22 protein-coding genes are annotated in these 18401 nt (G+C 75.9%); 15 read left to right on the top strand and 7 right to left on the bottom strand.

Going from position 1 to position 18401, the window contains the following annotated elements:
• Positions 1–107: 107 nt before the first annotated feature.
• Positions 108–983: an alpha/beta fold hydrolase gene (locus ACF053_RS25090; protein ID WP_391956023.1), complete on the bottom strand. Its 876-nt coding sequence runs from the start codon at positions 981–983 to the stop codon at positions 108–110.
• Positions 984–1247: 264 nt separating this feature from the next.
• On the opposite strand from ACF053_RS25090, the gene ACF053_RS25095 reads away from it, so the two are divergent.
• The 9 genes from ACF053_RS25095 to ACF053_RS25135 all read left to right on the top strand — a co-directional run bounded on the left by ACF053_RS25095 (position 1248) and on the right by ACF053_RS25135 (position 9150).
• Positions 1248–1745, top strand: coding sequence for a DUF2975 domain-containing protein (locus ACF053_RS25095; RefSeq protein ID WP_391956222.1), 498 nt, complete (start codon positions 1248–1250; stop codon positions 1743–1745).
• Positions 1745–1975: a helix-turn-helix domain-containing protein gene (locus ACF053_RS25100; RefSeq protein ID WP_391956024.1), complete on the top strand. Its 231-nt coding sequence runs from the start codon at positions 1745–1747 to the stop codon at positions 1973–1975. The genes ACF053_RS25095 and ACF053_RS25100 overlap by 1 nt, the downstream gene beginning before the upstream one ends.
• 93 nt (positions 1976–2068) lie before the next feature.
• Complete coding sequence (locus ACF053_RS25105; RefSeq protein ID WP_391956025.1) at positions 2069–2545, top strand: hypothetical protein; 477 nt, start codon at positions 2069–2071, stop codon at positions 2543–2545.
• The gene (locus ACF053_RS25110) at positions 2542–2850 is read left to right on the top strand and encodes a transcriptional regulator (protein ID WP_391956026.1); all 309 of its coding nucleotides are present in this window, start codon (positions 2542–2544) and stop codon (positions 2848–2850) included. The genes ACF053_RS25105 and ACF053_RS25110 overlap by 4 nt, the downstream gene beginning before the upstream one ends.
• A gap of 100 nt (positions 2851–2950) precedes the next feature.
• Entirely contained in the window at positions 2951–3220 is a 270-nt protein-coding gene (locus ACF053_RS25115) for a hypothetical protein (RefSeq protein WP_391956027.1), read from the top strand.
• 281 nt (positions 3221–3501) lie between these two features.
• Complete coding sequence (locus tag ACF053_RS25120) at positions 3502–4773, top strand: aminotransferase class I/II-fold pyridoxal phosphate-dependent enzyme (protein WP_391956028.1); 1272 nt, start codon at positions 3502–3504, stop codon at positions 4771–4773.
• A 182-nt stretch (positions 4774–4955) separates the two neighbouring features.
• Positions 4956–5234, top strand: a complete 279-nt coding sequence (locus ACF053_RS25125) for an acyl carrier protein (RefSeq protein ID WP_391956029.1) — start codon at positions 4956–4958, stop codon at positions 5232–5234.
• Between the two features lie 298 nt (positions 5235–5532).
• Positions 5533–6543, top strand: a complete 1011-nt coding sequence (locus ACF053_RS25130; RefSeq protein WP_391956030.1) for an NAD-dependent epimerase/dehydratase family protein — start codon at positions 5533–5535, stop codon at positions 6541–6543.
• A gap of 183 nt (positions 6544–6726) precedes the next feature.
• Positions 6727–9150: an MMPL family transporter gene (locus ACF053_RS25135; RefSeq protein ID WP_391956031.1), complete on the top strand. Its 2424-nt coding sequence runs from the start codon at positions 6727–6729 to the stop codon at positions 9148–9150.
• An 80-nt stretch (positions 9151–9230) separates the two neighbouring features.
• Here the strand turns inward: ACF053_RS25135 and ACF053_RS25140 are convergent, their stop codons facing one another.
• Together ACF053_RS25140 and ACF053_RS25145 are read right to left on the bottom strand one after the other, a co-directional pair.
• The gene (locus tag ACF053_RS25140; RefSeq protein ID WP_391956032.1) at positions 9231–10391 is read right to left on the bottom strand and encodes a hypothetical protein; all 1161 of its coding nucleotides are present in this window, start codon (positions 10389–10391) and stop codon (positions 9231–9233) included.
• A gap of 138 nt (positions 10392–10529) precedes the next feature.
• Complete coding sequence (locus tag ACF053_RS25145; protein WP_391956033.1) at positions 10530–10895, bottom strand: STAS domain-containing protein; 366 nt, start codon at positions 10893–10895, stop codon at positions 10530–10532.
• Between the two features lie 207 nt (positions 10896–11102).
• On the opposite strand from ACF053_RS25145, the gene ACF053_RS25150 reads away from it, so the two are divergent.
• Positions 11103–11474, top strand: a complete 372-nt coding sequence (locus ACF053_RS25150; RefSeq protein WP_391956034.1) for a phage holin family protein — start codon at positions 11103–11105, stop codon at positions 11472–11474.
• A gap of 98 nt (positions 11475–11572) precedes the next feature.
• Here the strand turns inward: ACF053_RS25150 and ACF053_RS25155 are convergent, their stop codons facing one another.
• Positions 11573–11977: a hypothetical protein gene (locus ACF053_RS25155; protein WP_391956035.1), complete on the bottom strand. Its 405-nt coding sequence runs from the start codon at positions 11975–11977 to the stop codon at positions 11573–11575.
• Positions 11978–12399: 422 nt separating this feature from the next.
• Here ACF053_RS25155 and ACF053_RS25160 point away from each other — a divergent pair, with 422 nt between their 5' ends.
• Positions 12400–12996 (top strand): DUF4230 domain-containing protein, encoded by a 597-nt coding sequence (locus tag ACF053_RS25160; protein WP_391956223.1) that lies wholly within the window; start codon positions 12400–12402, stop codon positions 12994–12996.
• Here ACF053_RS25160 and ACF053_RS25165 read toward each other — a convergent pair.
• On the bottom strand, positions 12958–13953 hold the full coding sequence (locus ACF053_RS25165) for a helix-turn-helix domain-containing protein (RefSeq protein WP_391956036.1): 996 nt from the start codon (positions 13951–13953) through the stop codon (positions 12958–12960). The two genes, ACF053_RS25160 and ACF053_RS25165, sit on opposite strands and share 39 nt — an antisense overlap.
• A gap of 100 nt (positions 13954–14053) precedes the next feature.
• On the opposite strand from ACF053_RS25165, the gene ACF053_RS25170 reads away from it, so the two are divergent.
• Positions 14054–15085, top strand: a complete 1032-nt coding sequence (locus ACF053_RS25170) for a saccharopine dehydrogenase NADP-binding domain-containing protein (RefSeq protein WP_391956037.1) — start codon at positions 14054–14056, stop codon at positions 15083–15085.
• An 88-nt stretch (positions 15086–15173) separates the two neighbouring features.
• Here the strand turns inward: ACF053_RS25170 and ACF053_RS25175 are convergent, their stop codons facing one another.
• Positions 15174–15890 carry an FG-GAP-like repeat-containing protein gene (locus ACF053_RS25175; RefSeq protein ID WP_391956038.1) on the bottom strand — a complete coding sequence of 239 codons (717 nt, stop codon included), beginning with the start codon at positions 15888–15890 and terminating at the stop codon, positions 15174–15176.
• A gap of 33 nt (positions 15891–15923) precedes the next feature.
• Here ACF053_RS25175 and ACF053_RS25180 point away from each other — a divergent pair, with 33 nt between their 5' ends.
• On the top strand, positions 15924–16232 hold the full coding sequence (locus ACF053_RS25180; RefSeq protein ID WP_391956039.1) for a hypothetical protein: 309 nt from the start codon (positions 15924–15926) through the stop codon (positions 16230–16232).
• A gap of 228 nt (positions 16233–16460) precedes the next feature.
• Here ACF053_RS25180 and nadE read toward each other — a convergent pair whose 3' ends face one another.
• Positions 16461–17273 (bottom strand): ammonia-dependent NAD(+) synthetase, encoded by an 813-nt coding sequence (nadE, locus tag ACF053_RS25185; RefSeq protein WP_391956224.1) that lies wholly within the window; start codon positions 17271–17273, stop codon positions 16461–16463.
• Between the two features lie 193 nt (positions 17274–17466).
• Between nadE and ACF053_RS25190 the strand changes: the two genes are divergently transcribed.
• Entirely contained in the window at positions 17467–17781 is a 315-nt protein-coding gene (locus ACF053_RS25190) for a hypothetical protein (protein ID WP_391956040.1), read from the top strand.
• 83 nt (positions 17782–17864) lie between these two features.
• Entirely contained in the window at positions 17865–18224 is a 360-nt protein-coding gene (locus ACF053_RS25195; RefSeq protein WP_391956041.1) for a hypothetical protein, read from the top strand.
• Positions 18225–18401 lie beyond the last annotated feature (177 nt).

The raw sequence follows: 18401 nt of genomic DNA on the forward strand, positions 1-18401 counted from the left end.
AGGGCTGTACGGCGCACACCGGCCACACCGCCCCCCGGCCCCCCCCCCGGGGGGGGGCCCCCCGCCCCCCCCCCCCGGGGGGGGGGGCGGCGCGGCGGGCCGCGGGGTCACTCCGGGACGGTCCGCCAGAAGCCGTGCAGCGCCGCGGCGAGTGCGTCGGGGGCCTCCTCCGCCATGTGGTGGCCGGACTCGATCGGGCCGCCTTCCAGCCGGTCGCCGGCCCAGTCCCGCCAGACGCCCAGCACGTCCCCGTACAGGTCGACCATGTCGTCACGGGTGGCCCACAGCATCTGTACGGGACAGGCGACGCGGCGGCCGGCCCGGCGGTCGGCGTCGTCGTGTTCCCGGTCCACGCCGAGCCCGGCCCGGTAGTCCTCGCACATCGCGTGCACGGTGGCCGGGTCGTGGATCGCGCGGCGGTAGTCCTCGTACGCCTCGGCGCCCATCCGCTCCGCACTGCCCCCGTACCAGGCGTCGGGGTCGGCGTCGATGACCCGTTCGGCGGGCTTGTCCGTCTGCCCGAGGAAGAACCAGTGCCACCAGCGGGCGGCGAAGCCCGGCCCGCAGCGCCGCAGCGCCTCACCGATGGGGACGCCGTCCAGCACGCTCAGCGAGCGGACCGCCTCCGGATGGTCCAGCGCCAGACGGGTCGCCACATAGGCGCCGCGGTCGTGGCCGACGACGGCGAACCGCGGGTGCCCGAGGCCGCGCATCACCGCCAGGACGTCCCGCGCCATGGCCCGCTTGGAGTACGGGCGGTGCGCGTCGTCGGTCGGCGGCTTGGAGGACTCGCCGTAGCCCCGCAGGTCGGGGCAGACCACGGTGTACCCGGCGGCCGTCAGCAGCGGCGCCACGCGGTGCCAGGTGGCGTGGGTGCGTGGATGGCCGTGGAGGAGCAGCACGGCAGGACCGTCACCGCCGTGGCGCACCCTCAACTCCGCCCCGTCACCCGCACGGCGCGTCAATGCGAAACCCTCGAACACCGCTGCCTCCACCGACTCGACCTGTCCCTTGAGCCCCGGGCCCGGGGTCCTGGGCCCCGGTCCCGCCGCGGCCCTCGAACGCCGTGTCCTCGGCCCCGGTCCCGCCCGGACCCCTGAGCGCACCTGCCCCGTGGCGCCCCTCCCACACGGCGGCCGCCCCCGGTCGTCTTCCTGCCCGCCCGGGACCTCCCTCCCTCGCCCCCTCCTTGCCTCTCCTATCGATTGTCGATAGATTCCGATCGTGACTCGATCGAAGGGAAGATGATGGGAAAGCTCGCCGTGCTCGCCCTGCGTGCCGTCCTCGTGGCGCTGCTCGCCGGATCACTGTTCGTCCAGGCGGTGATGGTGCCGCTGCTCGCCGCAGACCTGGAAGGGCTCGACGCGGACGTCGCGCACCTGCGCGCGCCGATCGTCGTGATCACCCTCCTGGGGCTGGTCTCGGCGCAGGTCATCCTCGTCTGCGTGTGGCGGCTGGTGACGATGGTGCGCCGCGGGACGGTGTTCTCCCACGGCGCCTTCCGTTACGTCGACGTGGTGGCCGGCGGGTTCGTGGCGGCCGCCCTCCTGGTGTTCGCGCTCGGGGTGGTCCTCGCACCCGGTGAGGCCGTCGCGCCGGGCGTGGTCCTGCTGCTGGGCGGGGTCGCCCTGGCCGTCCTCGGCGTCGCGCTGATCGTGGTCGTGCTCCGCACGCTGCTCGCCCAGGCCGTCGCGCGGGACGCCGAGGCCGCGCGGATGCGGGCCGAGCTGAACGAGGTGATCTGATGCCGATCGTCGTGGACATCGACGTGATGCTGGCCCGGCGGAAGATGTCGGTCGGTGAGCTCGCGGACCGCGTCGGCATCACCCCCGCCAACCTGGCGGTGCTCAAGAACGGCCGCGCGAAGGCGGTGCGGTTCACCACCCTCGCCGCGCTCTGCGAGGTCCTCGCGTGCCAGCCCGGGGACCTGCTGCGGTGGGAGGCGGGAGACGGGGCGGAGAGCGACGACGCGTAGACCCCGGCTCGGCTCCGCCCCGGCATGGAAAGTACTTTCCTATCCGGAAAGTACATGCCATGATGGAACGAAAGATCGACGAGAGGGAAGATCATGGCGATCGAGGGTTCCGGCACGGCACTTCCGGCGACGCAGGCGCTCGCCCTGGCGGAGCGCGCCCGCGCCGCCGCCAGGGCGCCACGACCCACCCCGCGCTGGTACGGCCCCGTCTTCTCGGTGGCCTTCTCCGCCTACGGCGTCGCGGTCGGCCAGGCCCTGGGGACGGGGCGCGGCTGGCTCGTCGGCGTCCTCGCCGCCCTGTTCGCCGCGGGCAGCGGGGCCGTCGCGGCCGTCGCCGTGCGCAGCGGCGGCGTGGCCAAGCGGTGGGCGCCGGAGCTCGGTCTCCCCGCCGCGCTGGCGGTGCTCGGGACCCTCGCGGCGGGCGGGCTGGCGGCCGGCGTCGCGTGGGCGGCCGGCGGCGACGTGCGGTGGATCGCGGGCGCCGCCGGGGTGGCCGCGGGCGCGGCGTTCTGGCTGGGGTGCGCCGCGCTGAACGCCCGCATCCGGCGCGGCCTGGCGGCCGCCGAGTGACCGCGCTGGAGCCGCTCCTGCAGCACCCGACGCGGCTGACCGTGTTGGCCTTCCTCAGTGGTTGCACCGAGGCGGAGTTCTCCGCCGTGCGCGACTACTGCCAGGTGTCGGACTCGGTGCTCAGCAAGACGGCGGCCGCCCTGGAGGAGGCCGGCTACGTCACCGTGAAGAAGGGGTACGTCGGCAAGCGCCCCAAGACGTGGCTCGCCGCCACCCGCGCCGGCAACAAGGCCCTGGCCGGCCATCTGGCGTCCCTGCAGGCGATCGTCGCCGCCGCGGAGGCCGCCGGCGCGGCCCACGGCTGACCCCATGGCGGTGCGCGCGCACCGTCCGAGGGCCTCCGGGTCGCCCGCCGGGGCGGCGGACGGGCGGCCCTTGTCAGTGGTGGCTGCGACGCTGGCCGGTATGGACGAGCAGATCATGCGGCGTCGCGTCTACGGCGCCGACCACGACGACCCCGATCCCGGCCCGCGGCCCGGCCGCGACTACGCCGAACTCGTCGGCGGCCCCCTCGACGGACTCCTCCTGGACGTCACCGGCCGCGGCGACGCCGACGGGACCGGGGGTGTCGCGCTGAGCACCGAGATCGGCCGGTACGGACCGGGCGGCCACGCCCTGTACGCCCCCAGGCCCGGTGACCCACGGCGGTTCGACTGGCAGGGCGACACCCCCTGAGCGCCGGCCCCCGCCGCCCCTCGGGCCGCCGACCCCCGGACCCGCCGGCCTCGGGCCGCGCTGACCCCGGCCGCGCCGGGCCCGGGCCCGGGTCGCCCCCCAGGCCCCCGGACCCACCGGCTCCCGGGGTGGGCGGGTCGCGGCGCCGCCCTGGCGCGCGTCACCCGAACGGACCCGGCCGTGCGGCCGAATCACCGCGCGTCCGCACGCCTCGTGGCCGAAAGTAATCGAAATGCTACATTCTGTTCCCCATGTGGACCGGGAACGAAAGTCGAACGACGATGCCTGCTTGGGCCAGCGCTCTCCCTCCTGTCGGCGACGCCATCGCCGCCTGCGGGGACGCCTATCCGTACTTCCGCGTCGTCGGGGGGCGTCCCGCCCCGGGTGAGGTGACCGTCGAGGGCAAACGGGTGGTCAACGCCGCCTCGGCCGACTACCTCGGGCTGGCGTGCGACCCGCGGCTCGGCGAGGCGGCGGCCCGCGCCGCCCGGGAACTGGGCACCTCCTGCTCCGGATCCCCGCTGCTCACCGGGACCACGGCGCTCCACGTCGAGCTGGAGGACGAGCTCGCCGACTTCCTGCAGCGGCCCTCCGTCCTCCTGGCCACCACCGGCTTCCAGGCCAACCTCACCCTGGCCTGCCTGTTCGCCCCCCGCCACCTGGTCGTCGCCGACCGGCACGCGCACGCCTCACTCGTGGACGCCACCCGGCTGGGCCGTTCCGTGAACCGCACCTTCCGCCACAACGACGCCGACCACCTGGGTGCACTGCTGCGCGAGGCCGCCGACGAGCGCCGGCCCGCGACCGTCGTCACCGAAGGGGCGTTCTCCCTCGACGGCGGCCTCGCGCCCCTGCCGCGGGTCGCCGAGCAGACCCGCCGCCACGGCGCCTCGCTGATCCTGGACGGCGCCCACGACATCGGCGTGTACGGCCCGCACGGGCGGGGCGCCGCCGAGCACTTCGGCTGCGAGGAGGCCGTCGACATCGTCACCGGCACGTTCTCCAAGGCGTTCGGCTCGATCGGCGGGTTCGTCGCCGGGGACACCCAGACCGTCACCGCGGTACGCCACTACGGGCGCGCCACGACGTTCTCCGCCTCGATGGCACCGGCCGCCGCGGCGGCGGCGCTCGCGGCGGTCCGCGTCGTACGCGCCGAGCCCGAGCGACGTGCGGCGCTGTGGGACCGCGCGTCCCGCCTCCACCGGGGGCTGGCCGAGCAGGGCCGCGCCACCGGTGACTCCTCCGGCCCCGTCGTCGCCCTGCCCGCGGGACCGATGGAGCACGGCACGCGTATCTGGAAGGCGCTGCTCGACGCGGGCGTCTTCACCTCGCTGTTCCTGCCGCCGGCCGTCCCGGGCACGGAGGCGGTCGTGCGCCTGTCCGTGTCGGCGGCCCACACGCCCGAGCAGATCGACCGGATCCTCGACGCCGTCGACCGCCACCTCCCGGTCCCCGTGGCCGGTGACGCGGCCCACGGCATGCGGTCGCCCGCGGCGCCGCCCCAGCGGACGGCGGTCGCGCCGGCAGCGAACCTGGCTCCTCCGGCGCCCTGAAGGCCCTGCCGCCGACCTCGCCGCCGACCTCGCCGTCGGCCGCGCCACACGGGCGGGCCGGCACACGAGCGCCCCTCCGGCCCGCCCGCTGCCCCTCCGCCACCCGACGCCCCACCCGCAACGACCCGCGGACCCGCGGTGCGACAGCACCGGAACGGGCCCCCTCTCCGGGAAGGACGCGCATGCCCCAGCACCTCCACGACGCCGTCGCGGACACCCTCGCCGACCTCACCGGCACCCCCGCGGACCGACTCACCCCCGACACGCCGCTCGCCGACCTCGGCCTCGACTCCCTCCTCGCCGAGGAGCTCCTGACCGTCCTCGCCGAGAAGCACGGCATCACCCCGGCGGACGGCGCCGACTCCGCCCTCGGCCCCCACGCCACCGTCGGCGACGTACTGGCCCTGCTCGACGCGGACCGGGCGACCGGCGGGGTACGGCCCTCGGGCGCCCTCCTGTGACGTCCGACGCCGCGATCACCGGCATCGGCCTCCTCACACCGGCGGGCCGCGGGACGCGCGCGACCTGGGACGGACTGCGCACCGGCCGGTCGTTCGCCACCCCCGGCCCCCTCCTGACGGGACCTCGACGAACAGGACCCCGAGGTCGAGCTCGACGTCGTCACCAAGGCGCCCCGCCCGGCCCGCCTGCGCACCGTCCTCGGCAACGCCTGCGGCTTCGGCGGCATGTACGCCGTCGTCGTCCTGCGCGCTGCCTGACGCGCCGCCGCACACCCCACCGACCGCAAGGAGCCAGTCCATGGAACAGCTCGGTAGGCGCGTGGCGGTGACCGGCGCCACCGGCTTCATCGGCCGGCGCCTCTGCCACCGCGTCACCCGGTCCGGCGGCCAGGTCGTCGCCGTCGTACGGGGACGCTCCGACCGGAGCGTCCTCGACGGCTGCCCCGTCCGCTTCGCCACCGTCGACCTCGAACGCGGCCACGGCCTGGCCGAGGCGCTGGCCGGAGTGGACGCCGTGGTGCACCTGGCCGCCGCCGTACGCGCCCGCAGCCGCGCCTGGTTCGAGACGGGCAACGTCCACACCACACGCGCCCTGCTGGAGGCCGTGGCGCACCTCGACACGCCGCCCCGCGTGGTGCTGTGCTCGTCACTGGCCGCCGCCGGGCCCTCGGCGCCGGGCAGGCCCCGCCGGGAGGAGGACCCGGCCGCACCGGTGTCGCGGTACGGGCGCAGCAAGCTCGCCGCCGAGCAGGTCGCCCGCGGCTTCGCCGGCCGTGTGCCGCTCGTGGTCGTGCGTCCGCCGATCGTCTACGGACCCGGCGACCCGGCGTTCCTCCCCTCACTCCTCGCCATGGCCCGCACCGGCGTGGCCCTGCAACCCGGCAGCGGGGAGACGACGTACTCGCTGCTGCACGTCGACGACCTGTGCGAAGGGCTCCTCGCGGCCGCGGTCACCGGCGGCACCGCCCACCCGGCCGATCCCCACAGCGGCCTCTACCAGCTGTCCGACGGACGGGAGCACGTCTTCGCGGACCTCGTCCGCGCCGCGGGATCGGCCCTGCGACGGCGCCCGGTACGCGTGCTGAGGGTGCCCGCGCCGCTCGTCCGCGCGGCCGGGGCGCTCGCCGAGGCGGCGACGCTCCCCTTCGGGAAGGTGCCGCCGTTCAACCGGGACAAGGCCCGCGAGGCGGTGTGGCCCGCGTGGACGGCCTCGCCGGAGCGGGCGCGCCGGGAACTGGGGTTCGCGCACCGCGTCGAGTTCGAGGACGGCCTGCGCGCCGCCGTCGCCGAGACGACACCCCGCTCCTGAGCCGCCGTCCGGCCGGCGGCGACACCCGGCGGACGCCCCCCTCCACCACCCGACCCGCCTGTCCCCGCCCTACGCCCGCCCCTGGGCATGCCCGCCCCGGCCGGAAGCCACCCCCGGGCGCACCGGCCCGCCCCGACCCTCGCCCAGAGCCCCCGCCCCGCCCGCCCGCCGTGGAGACCGCCCGTGAGTACCGAACCGCCCCACCAGGCCTCACCCGTCGGCCTGCGCACCCGCGACGACGCACCGCGTCCCGACCGGAGACCGGCCCACGAGACCGCGCCGGCCCACCCGCCCACCGGCCCCGGCACCGGCCCGGCGGGCCTGCTTGAGCGGCTCGCGCACCACATCGTGCGGCGCCCCCTGCTCACGCTGGCCGCGTCGGTCCTCGCCGTCCTGACGCTGGTGTGCGGCGCGGTCGTATGGTCCTCCCAGCCCATGTCCACGGGCGGCTACGACGCCACCGGCACCGAGTCGGCGCGCGCCGAGGCCGTACTGACGGGCCAGTCCGGCCGCGTCTCGCCCGGACTGCTGCTGCACCTGCGTGCCGAGGGCCCGATCGACTCCCCGAAGGCCCGTGCCGACGGCCTGGCGCTGGCCCGGCGGGTGGCCGGTGAGACCGGCGTCGTACGGGCCGACGCGTACTGGACGACCCGAGCGCCGTCCCTGCGCTCCCACGACGGCCGGGCCGCCCTGATCACCGTCCGGCTGGCGGGTGACGAGGCCGAGCAGACGCGGATCGCGGCCCGGCTCGTCCCGCGCCTGACCGGGCGACAGGGCTCCCTGCAGGTGTCGGCGGCCGGGTGGGCCTGGGCGCGCGGGCAGGGCGCCGAGCAGGGGGCGCGCGACCTGGCCGTGGCCGAGGCGGTGGTGGCCCCGGTGACCCTCGTCATCCTGGTCGTCGCCTTCGGCTCCGCGCTCGCGGCACTGTTCCCCCTGCTGATCGGGGGGCTGACGGTCGCGGGCACCTGGGCGACGCTGCACCTGCTGAACCAGGTCATGGAGGTGTCGGCGTACTCCCTCAACATCGCGACGGCCCTCGGCTTCGGCTTCGCCGTGGACTACGCGCTGCTCATCGTCACCCGCTACCGGGAGGAGCGGGGCCGCGGCCTGACCGGTCCGGGCGCCGTCGTCGCGGCTGCGGGCACCGCGGGGCGCAGCGTCGCCATCTCGGCGGGCGTGGTCATCCTGGCGTTCTGCGCCGTGTGGGTCATGCCCTTCCCGTGGCTGCGGTCCATGGCGCTGGCGGGGGTGGCGGTGGTCGCGCTGTCCGCGCTGGCCGGCGTCGTCGTCCTGCCCGCCCTGCTCGCCCTGCTGGGCGGCCGGCTGGGCCACCGCGCGGCGACGACGAGCCCGGGGTGGCGCCGGGTGGCACTGTGGGCGACGCGGGCGCCGTGGCTCGCCGGCATCGGCTCCGCGGTACTGCTGGCGGCGCTCATGTGGCCGTTCGCGCACGCCCGATGGGGCTTCGCGGACGAGCGCTCCCTGCCGGCGCACTCGGAGGTCCGGCGCACCGCCGAGACGATCCGCGCCGGCTTCCCCACCCACCCCGACCGCGACCTCGTGGTGGTCTTCGCCACCGCTCCCGGCACCGCCGCGGTGGACCACTACGCACGACGCGTCGCCGCGCTCCCCGGCGTCACCCAGGTGACCGCCCCCACCGGCCGGTACGCGGACGGCGAGCGCCTGACCCCGCCCGGTACCACCACCCCACCCACCGGCGCCGCCCCGGCCACGCAGCCCACCGGCGCCATCCCGCCCCCCGGATCCGCCGCCCCGTCCCCCCGCGCCGCCACCGCGCCCCGGGACACCGGCAGGGCCGCCACCGCCCACGCCGGCGGGCGGCCCGTCTCGTTGACCGTCTCCACCCGCTACGCCCCCCAGTCGCAGGCGGCGGAGGACCTGGTCCACCACGTACGCAGGCTCCCCGCCCCCGGGACGCACTGGGTGGGCGGCACACCCGCCCGCCAGGTCGACGCCGAGGACGCCCTGGAACGTCGGGCGCCGCTGGCGGGGCTCCTCATCGCGGTGACCACGTTCGTCCTGCTGTTCCTGTACACGCGGTCGGTCCTCATCCCGCTGAAGACGCTGGTCCTGGCGGCGCTGAGCCTGACGGCCTGCCTCGGCGGCATGGTGTACGTGTTCCAGGACGGCCACCTGCGGTGGCTGGTCGGCGACTTCACCGCGACCGGCTGGCTGGACATGACCGTTCCGCCCCTGCTGTGCGCCATCGCCTTCGCCCTCACCATCGACTACGAGGTGTTCCTCCTGGCACGCATCAAGGAGCACTACGCCGCCCACGGTGACCACGTCGCGGCCATCGTCTCCGGCATCGCCCGCACCGGACGCCTCGTCAGCGTCGCGGCGCTCGTCTTCGCCGTGGCGATGGCGGGGCTCGCCACGTCGGGCGTCGTGACGCTGAAGATCATCGGCGTGGGGCTGGCCCTGGCCGTGCTGGTCGACGCGACGCTGGTCCGCGGTGTGCTCGTACCGGCCTTCATGCGCCTCACCGGAGACGCCAACTGGTGGGCACCGGCCTTCCTGCGGCGACGGCGCGCGCCCGGGCGGAGCCCCGTACGGCATGAGGACCACGACACGGCCGGCCCCTGACCGCCGGGTCGGCCCCCCGCCCCGGGGACGGCGCCGTCCCTCCCCGGGCGGCGCCGTCGCCCGGAGGGGGCCGCCGCCCCTCAGCCGGCGCCGACCGGGCGCCGGTAGAGGCGGTACCGCTTGGTGACCCGCCCGCCGAGGCGGGCGGTGGCGGCATTGACCTGACGGTTGTCCTCCAGCACCCACGACGCCTCGCCCACGCCCAGACCGCGGTCGTGGCACGCCCGGGACAGCGCCAGGTACATCAGCAGTTCCAGGCCCCGCCCGCGGTGCTCCTCGCCGACACCCATGGCCATCAGCCGCCCGCGCGACAGCCGCCGCTGCGCGGACCGGAAGCGGGCGAGGCCGAGGGGCAGGCCGCAGGTGAACAGCCGGCCGCGCGCGGCGGCGAACGCCGGAGCCAGGTCGGGGAGGGCGATGGCGAACCCGGCGGGACGGCCCCGCACCTCGCCGATGAGCGCCATGTCCGGCCGCAGCACGTGCTTCAAGCGGCGCGCCAGCACCGAGAACTCGCGCTCGCCCATGGGGCAGAACCCCCAGTTGTCGCCGAGAGCCGCGTTGTAGAGGGTGCGGATCAGCTCCGCCTCCTCCGGGAAGCGCCGCATGTCGACCGGCCGCACGGTGAGCAGCCGGCTCTCGGAGAGCCGGGCGGCGGCACGCACCAGCCGCGGCTCCTCGTGGAAGGTCGTCGGGAACTCCCACGCCAGGAGGTCCTTCGCCTTGGTGAAGCCGCACCCTTCCAGCAACCGGACGTAGTACGGCGGCGTGTACGGCATCATGACGGCCGGCGGCCGGTCGAAGCCGTCGACGAGCACGCCGCACTCGTCGTTGGTCGTGAACGACAGCGGCCCCAGCACCGTCGGCCTGCCCTGCTCGGCCAGCCAGTCGGCCGCGGCCCCGGTGAGCGCCCGGGCGACGGCGAGGTCGTCGACGGCGTCGAAGAACCCGAAGAACCCCTCCGACGTCCCGTGGTGGTCCTCGAAGCGCGGGTTGACGTGCGCGGCGATCCTGCCCACGACCGTCCCCCGGCGGCGGGCGAGGAACAGCCGGGCCCGGCCGTGCGCGAAGAACGGGTTGCGGCGCTCGCTCAGCAGCGCCCGCTGCTCGGCGCGCAGCGGGGGGACCCACAGGGGCAGTTCCCGGTGGAGCCGATAGGGCAGTCCCAGGAAGGCGGCGCGTTCCGCCGGCGTACGGACGGTGACGACTTCGACGTGGGTGTCCACCACTGACGACACAGACACGGTTCTCTCCTCGGTCGACCGCGGCCCCGACCCGGGGCGGGGCGCACACGGCTGGTCGACCCGACAACGACGCCTCGGGACCGGCCGGCACGCCGGTGCACCCGCGTGGCGTAACGCCGGGGGGAGCGCGGCGGGAATTCAGGAGCGGACGGCCCGGCGCAGGTCGGGGTGGCAGGCGATGACGGTGTCGAGGCCGACGAGCTCGACGACCCGCATGACGGGGTCGGAGGGCGCGGCCAGGCGCAGCCACCCGCCGGCCCGGTGCGCCGCCTGGTGGGCGGTGACGAGGACGTTGACACCGCTGGAGTCCATGAACGTGACGGCGCCGAGGTCCAGCACGGTCCGCGCGGTCGGCGGGTCGTCGTCGGTCGTCAGGGCGCGGTGGAGGTCGGGGGCGGTGTGGTGGTCGAGCTCGCCGCACACGGTGAGCACCCTGACGCCGTCGGTGGAGGTGCGGGTGATCGAGATCCGCTTGTCCTTCGGTGATCCGTGGATGACTGCCACTCCTCCGCGACACGTGCTCGCTGACGGTTCCGTCCGGCGCCGCCGCCCGGGGGACGGCCGGCTCCGCATGGTACGGGTCGGACACCCGTATGGCCCTGCCACCGGTACGCGACCGGGCCATCACGAGCGGGCGGCCTCGACCGGGATCGGGCCACGACCGCGGCCGGGAACCTGTATGAGCGGGGGCGGGGCGGGTAGGCGCGACGTATGTCGGAAGCAGCCGAGAACGTCGTCGCCGTCGTGGTCGAGTCGGCGATGAACGCGCGCGAGGAGTTGGGTGACACCGTGACGGAGGCCGTCACCGAGGGCCGCGGCGGTCTGTCCGCCCTGGCGGCGGGAGGGGCCTGCGGCTTGCTGGCCACGCTGACCGCCCACTCGGCGATCCAGCAGCGGTTGTCCCGGGCCTGGTCGCCGGAGGTCGCCGCGGGGGTGCTGACCCTGGCGTACGCCACCGGCGCCTCCGCGCTCGTACGGTACGGGCGGACCAGGCTGCGCCGCGCGCGAGAGGCGTCCCGCGAGACCGTCGACCTGTCACGGGAGACGGTCGTGCGGACGGTGGACGAGCTCGCGCGCGGCTGACCGGGCATCCCGCGGCGACGGCCCGGGACACGACGGACGCCTCCTCCCGGTGAGACCGGTGGAGGCGTCCGTCGTGTGTGCCGTGCGGCGGCCAGCGGTCAGCGCACGAAGACGTCCATGACCGGGGAGACGACCCGCCTGCTGCTGTCGACCAGGCGCAGCTTGTTGTGCCCCTTCATGCCGAGCACCACGCGCATGTTGTACTTCGAGCGGGAGTTGGTGTTCATGGACGCGGGCAGGGTCGTCCAGGAGCGGCCGCTGAGCTTCTGCTGGAGGGTGACCCGGCTGCCCGGGGCCAGGTTCTTGGCCACGCCGCGTACCCGGAACTGCTCCCAGGCGCGCACGCTCTTCGTCGAGGCCTTGGCCGTGAAGGCCGGGGCCGCGGCGGCCGGCTGGTGCCGCACGGGGGACGGCGAGGTGACGGCTACCGCCGCGCCGACCGAACCGGCCACCACGGCCGCGGCGGCGATACCGGCACCCCAGATTCGTACGGACTGACGCATGCTCTCTCCCAGGTGAGTAGGGGGGAAGGGCTACGGCAGAAACATAGGCACATGGGGCGATAACAGGATTATTCGACACGAGCAAATCGAGCCGTGTACCCCGTCCAGCCGTGTGGGCGGGGAGACGCGGCCGAGGTGCCCGAGCTCCACCCCCGCCGCCGGCCGACGACTCCTGATGGGGCGTCAGGACACCGGCGCGGCAGGAGCGCCCGCGCCGCCGCGCCGTGCGCGGCAGGGGCACCCCCGCGCCGCCGCGCCGTGCGCGGCAGGGGCACCCCCGCGCCGCCGCGCCGCGCGGGTCCCGCGTGACTACTCCCGGCCGTCGCGGGCATCCGCACCCCGTGGAGACCTCCGACGACAAGCTCCCGCGGGCCACCGCCGCGCGCCGCCGCACCCCCTGGTGGTTCACCGTCCCCGCCGCCCTGCTGGCCCTGGTGCTCCTCTTCACCGCCGCCGGACGGTTCGACATCGTCCCGGGCTGGGGCGACCTCTTCGGCGAGGAGACACGGGACCGGTCCGGGCCCGCCCTCCTCCAGTCGATCCAGGACCTCAGCCGCTACGAGGGCGCGGCGGGTTCCTACCAGATCGTGGTGGACCTGGAGAAGGACGCCAGGTTCCTGCCGGACGCCCTGCGCGGCACCCGGACGCTGTACGTCGCCGCCGGAACCGTCGGGGCGTACGTGGACCTCGGGAAGGCCGGGCCCCAGGACGTCACCGTGAACGAGGAGCGGACGTCCGCCGTGATCCGGCTGCCGCACGCCCGGCTGGGCACGCCCGCCCTGGACCCCGAGCGCTCCTACGCCGTGTCCAAGCAGCGCGGACTGCTGGACCGGCTCGGCGACCTCTTCTCCGACAACCCGAACGACGAACGCGCGGTCCAGCGCCTCGCGGCCCGGCGCATCGGTGAGGCCGCCACCGAGAGCGGCCTCACCGCGCGCGCCGAGCGGAACACCACCGCGATGCTGAAGGGGCTGCTGGGTTCACTGGGGTTCGAGCGCGTCACGGTGACGTACACCTGAGCCGTCTCCCGCCGCGGGCCGGGTGCGGAAGGTGCGGCGGTAGGTGTCGGGAGGCACGCCGACCGTGCGGTTGAAGTGCCGGCGCAGCGTCGTGGCCGTGCCCATCCCGGTGGCCGCCGCGATGGTGTCGACGCTGTCGTCCGTGGCCTCCAGCAACTCCTGGGCGCGGCGGATCCGTTGGGTCAGCAGCCACTGCAGCGGGGTCGTACCGGTCACCGCCCTGAAGTGGCGGCCCAGGTGTCGCGAACTCATCCGCGCCCGGCGGGCCAGGTCCTCGACGGTCAGCGGACGGTCGAGGCGTTCGATCACCCACGGGAGCAGCGCGGCCAGCGGGTGGTCGTCCCGGGCGGGCACCGGTGCGGCGACGAACTGCGCCTGGCCGCCCGCCCGGTGGGGCGGCACCACCAGACGGCGGGCGACGGCGTTGGCGACCGCCGGGCCGTGGTCCAGGCGGACCAGGTGCAGGCACAGGTCGAGCGCGGCGGCCTTCCCTGCGGACGTGAGCACGCTGCCGCCGTCCACGTACAGCACGTCCGGGTCGACCTCGACGCCCGGGTGACGGGCGGCCAGCACCGCCGTGTGCGCCCAGTGCGTCGTCGCCCGCCTCCCGTCCAGCAGGCCGGCGGCGGCCAGGACGAACGCACCCGTGCACAGGGACGCCACCCGCGCGCCCGCCTCGTGGGCCGCGCGCACCGCGTCGACCAACTCCGCCGGCGGGTCGGCGTCGACGTCCGCCCAGCCCGGGACGATCACGGTGTCGGCGCGCGGCAGCCGGTCCAGCCCGTGGTCGGGCCGCAACCCGAACCGGCCGACCCGCACACCGTCCTGCGCCCCGCACACCTCCACGTCGTACCAGGGGACGTCCACGGCCGCCGGTGCAGCGCCGAACACCTCGTACGCCACCGCCAGTTCGAAGTGCAGCATCCCGTCCGTGACGGCCAGCGCGACAGTACCCATGTCCGGAAGTGTACGGGTCATGTCGTTCCGGACACTCGCGGCGAGGTGTCCGGCCTCGACAGGATGTCCGTGACAGATCATCAGCGCGTGGGGAGAGGTCATGGGAGCACGGCAGACGGTGGCGGTGTACGGCGCGTACGGGCACACCGGGCGGTTCGTGGTGGCGGAGCTGCGGGAGCGCGGGTTCGTCCCGGTCCTCAGCGGCCGGGACGCCGGGAGACTGGCGGAGATGGCGTCCGCCGCACCGGGAACCGTCACCCGACCGGCGGCGGTGGACGACGCGGCGGCGCTCGACCGCGCCCTCGACGGCGTCGCGGCGGTGGTGAACTGCGCCGGGCCCTTCGCCGTGACCGCCGCCCCGGTGATCGAGGCGGCACTGCGCGCCGGGATCCCGTACGTGGACGTGGCGGCCGAGATCGAGGCCAACGCCGACACGTTCGCCCGCTTCACGGACCGCGCCCGCGCCGCCGGAGTGCTGGTCGTCCCCGCGATGGCCTTCTACGGCGGGCTCGGCGACCTGCTGGCGACCGCCGCGATGGGGGAGTGGACGGAGGCCGACGAGGCGCACGTCGCGTACGCCCTGAGCCACTGGCACCCCACGCCCGGCACGCGCGCCGCGGGCCGCGTCTCCCGGGATCGGCGCGGCGGCCGGCGCGTCCGCTACACCGAGGGCCGGCTGGAGTACCGCACCGACGCCGCGCCGACGCTCCGGTGGCCCTTCCCCGCACCGACCGGTCCGCGCGACGTCATCGGCGAGTTCACGATGGCCGACGTCGTCACCCTGCCCAGCCACCTGTCCGTCCCGGAGGTCCGCACGTACATGACGGTCGAGGCGGCCGCGGACCTGTCCGCTCCGGACACGCCCGCGCCGTCCGCGGTCGACGCGCGCGGGCGGTCCGGGCAGACCTTCGTCGTGGACACCGTCGTTCGCCGCGGCGGCACGGAACGCCGCGCCGTGGCGACGGGCCGCGACATCTACGCCGTCACCGCGCCACTCGCGGTGGAGGCGGTGCAGCGCGTCCTCACCGGACGGACCCGGACGGTCGGCGTCGCCTCGGCCGGCGCGGCCTTCGACGCCCCGGACTTCCTCCGGTCCCTGTCGGCACACCTCACCTGCACACCGCACCCGTGAACCGCGGCCCGCGCGTGCGGACGTCGGGCGGGCCGGGGCCCGCGGCCGGTCGGGGTGCCCACGGGCGCCCCGACCGGATGACCACCCGTCAGGCAGGTGTCCGGGGGCGACCCCTCACATCCACGCGTTGATGTGCGGGGACGCCTGCGCCGCGTGGGTCCGCTCCGTGAGGGGGCTCGACGCGACGCCCGCCCCGGTACCACCACAGCCGGCCTTCCTTGTCGCGGGGCAGCAAGGCGCCCTTGCCGACGGTCGAGCCGTCACCCGGGGCGATGATCGCCGTGTGCGCGCCCCAACCGGTGGCGACCTTCAGGCGGGGGGCGTAGGGGCGCGCCGCGTCACCGGTGCTCCGGTACAGCCACAGGACCCCGGAGGTGTCGCGGGCGTACAGGTCGGCGTGGCCGTCCCTGGTGACGTCGACGCCTCCGGTGAGGGCGTTGTACACCTGCCAGCCGGAGCCCACCTTGGTACGGGTGGCGAACGGTCGGGCCTCGACGCCCGTACCGCGGTACAGCCACAGCACGCCGGCCTTGTCCCGGGCGATCAGGTCGGCGTGGCCGTCACCGGTGACGTCCCCGGTCCCGCGTACGGACGAGTAGACGCTCCAGCCGGTGCCGACGCGCACGCGCGGCTTGAACGCCCCGGTCGAGCCGTACCGCTTGCCGAGAGCGGGGTAGTACCAGAGGGTGCCGGACGGCTCACGGGCGACGACGCCGCCCCCCCGGTTGCTGCTCGCCGTTGCCCAGCACTTCCAGACGGCAGGTGGCGTTGCCCGCGCCCTGCGGGACGCCGTAGGCCAGCCCACTCGTGCTCGACGAAGGACCGCAGGTGGTCGGCGGTGCGCAGGTCGATGGTCATCCGGCCCGGCCCGGCCCGGCCCGGCCCGGCCCGGCCCGGCCCGGCCCGGCCCGGCCCGGCCCGGCCCGGCCCGGAGACGGCGACCTCGACGGTGTGCGTCACGGTGCCGCCGGCCGGGATGTCCGGTGCGTCCATCGAGAACGACGGCAGGTGCGGCTCCTCCGCCGCCGGCGCCGCGCCCGCGACGCCGCCGGACGCCAGGAGCGCCGTGGATGTCGCCACGGCGAAGGCCAACCGCCGCCACGCCGACCGGAACACTCGCTGTTCGCGCATGTGGGTCCCCTCGTGATCGCCCAGGCCGGGGGCGCCACCCGCCGCACCGGTCCTGACACGAGATGACCTTCGAAACGATCACAAGGTCGTACGGCCCGTCCGGGTCGGCGGCAGCCCGTGGACGCCGGTGACGACCCGCCCGAACGGTGCGGCGGCGACCACCTGCCGACCGGCCGTCGGGCCGGACGACCCGCCGCCGGACCGAGGAGGACCCGGCCCGGCGACCGGGCGGCAGCGGGGCGGGTCAGGGGGCGATCGGGAGCTGTCGCTTGTGCTCGGTGAGGCGGTAGCGGCGGACGATCGCCTCGAAGGCGGCCTCGCCGACCGGCTTGCCCTCCAGGAAGTCGTCGATCTCGCCGTAGGTGACGCCCAGCGCCTCCTCGTCGGGCTTGCCCGGGCTGAGGCTCTCCAGGTCCGCGGTCGGAACCTTCCCGACCAGCGACGACGGCGCACCCAGCGCCTCCGCCACCGCGCGGACGCGCCGCTTGGTGAGACCCGTCAGCGGGACCACGTCCGCCGCCCCGTCACCGAACTTGGTGAAGAAACCGGAGACCGCCTCGGCGGCGTGGTCGGTGCCCACGACGAGGCCGTCGTGTGCGCCCGCCACCGCGTACTGGGCGATCATGCGCTGCCGCGCCTTGATGTTGCCGTGCACGAAGTCCTGGTGGTGGGCGTCGCGGAAGACGGTGTCACCGGCCAGGAGCGCCTCCAGCGCGGCGTCGCTCGCGGGCTTCACGTCCACCGTGAGGACGCGGTCGGGCCCGATGAACTCCAACGCCAGCTGCGCGTCGGCCTCGTCCGCCTGGGTGCCGTACGGCAGCCGCATCGCGAAGAACGTCGCCTCGTGCCCGGCGGCCCGCGCCCGCTCCACCGCCAGCTGGCACAGCCGGCCCGCGGTCGTGGAGTCGACGCCGCCGCTGATGCCGAGGACCAGTGCGCGCAGGCCCGCGGACGTCAGCCGGTCGGCGAGGAAGGCCACCCGCCGCTCGATCTCCTCCTTCGCGTCGAAGGACGGACTCACGTGGAGATCCCGGGCGATCTCCTGCTGAAGGGACATGGGCGCCAGGCCGGTCACGGTTGCTCCTCGGTCAGGCCCGTGGCGGGATCCGCACGCGCCGCCGGGCCGACACCACGGCACGTGTAGGGGACAGTGGCACTCTAGAGGACGCCCCCGGCGCCCTGCTCGACGCCTCTCACCGCGAGGCGGGCGCGACCCGGTGGGGACCGTCCCGGCGGGGTAGTCGCAGGGTGTGGCGACACGACGACGGCAGTACGCGGTCGCGGCCTCCGGGCAGTGGACCGACGAAGAGGACGGGCGCCGCCGCAGGCTCCCCGCCGGGGAGGTCCACGCGTGGGAACCGGGCCGGAACGAGACGGTGTGCGGGCTCTCGCTCAGCCGCTCCCAGCTGGCCCGCTTCTCCCACGTGCCGTGGGCCGACGCGATCCCCGAGTCGGGCGGGGCCGCCGACCGGGTCCAGCGGCTGTGCCACCGCTGCGCCGCCGTGGCGGGGCGTCGCGGCACGAACGCGTCGCCCCGGTGGCAGCGGACCGACCCCCGGCCCTGAACGGGGCGGCGGCGCGCGACCGCCGCAGGCGCGGGGGAGCGGTCGGTTGCCGGGACGGTACCGCGTCCACGACAATGCCCGGCATGACGAGGGGAAGAGCCCCTGAGGGGCGCCCCCGATGGCGCAAGTCCGGGACCTGGGAGACCGTTCCGGACGGCGACCGGCGGATCTGTGCGACCTGCGGGACGGCCGTCCGCTCGTACCGCCACCGCTTCCACCCGCCCGCGTCCCCCGCCTTCGAGCGGTGCGTCGCCCTCGCCTGGTGCTCCCGCTGCCGGGTCTACTCGGGCGCCGTGGTGCACGTCCCCCGGGACCAGGTCCTCGTCGACGCCCTCGCCCCGCTCCCCGCCGAGCGGCGGGAGCGGCTGGAGCGGAGCGAGACGCGGCTGATCGAGTACCTCGACGGACGGCTCGGGCCCGAGGACACGCGGCCTCGCCGCTGACGGCCCGCCGGCGGCGAGGCGCCCCGAAGCCCGGCCACGTGACGGGACGTCGCCGCGACCGGCCCGACGGGACCCCGCGGCGGGGGGGGGGGCCCCCCCCCCCCCCCCCCCCCCCCCCCCCCCCCCCCCCGCCGGGGCCGCCCCCCCCCCCCCCCCCCGCCCCCGGCGCGCGGGCGG

It is taken from the genome of Streptomyces kanasensis, from assembly GCF_043077165.1.
Classification (GTDB): domain Bacteria; phylum Actinomycetota; class Actinomycetes; order Streptomycetales; family Streptomycetaceae; genus Streptomyces; species Streptomyces changanensis.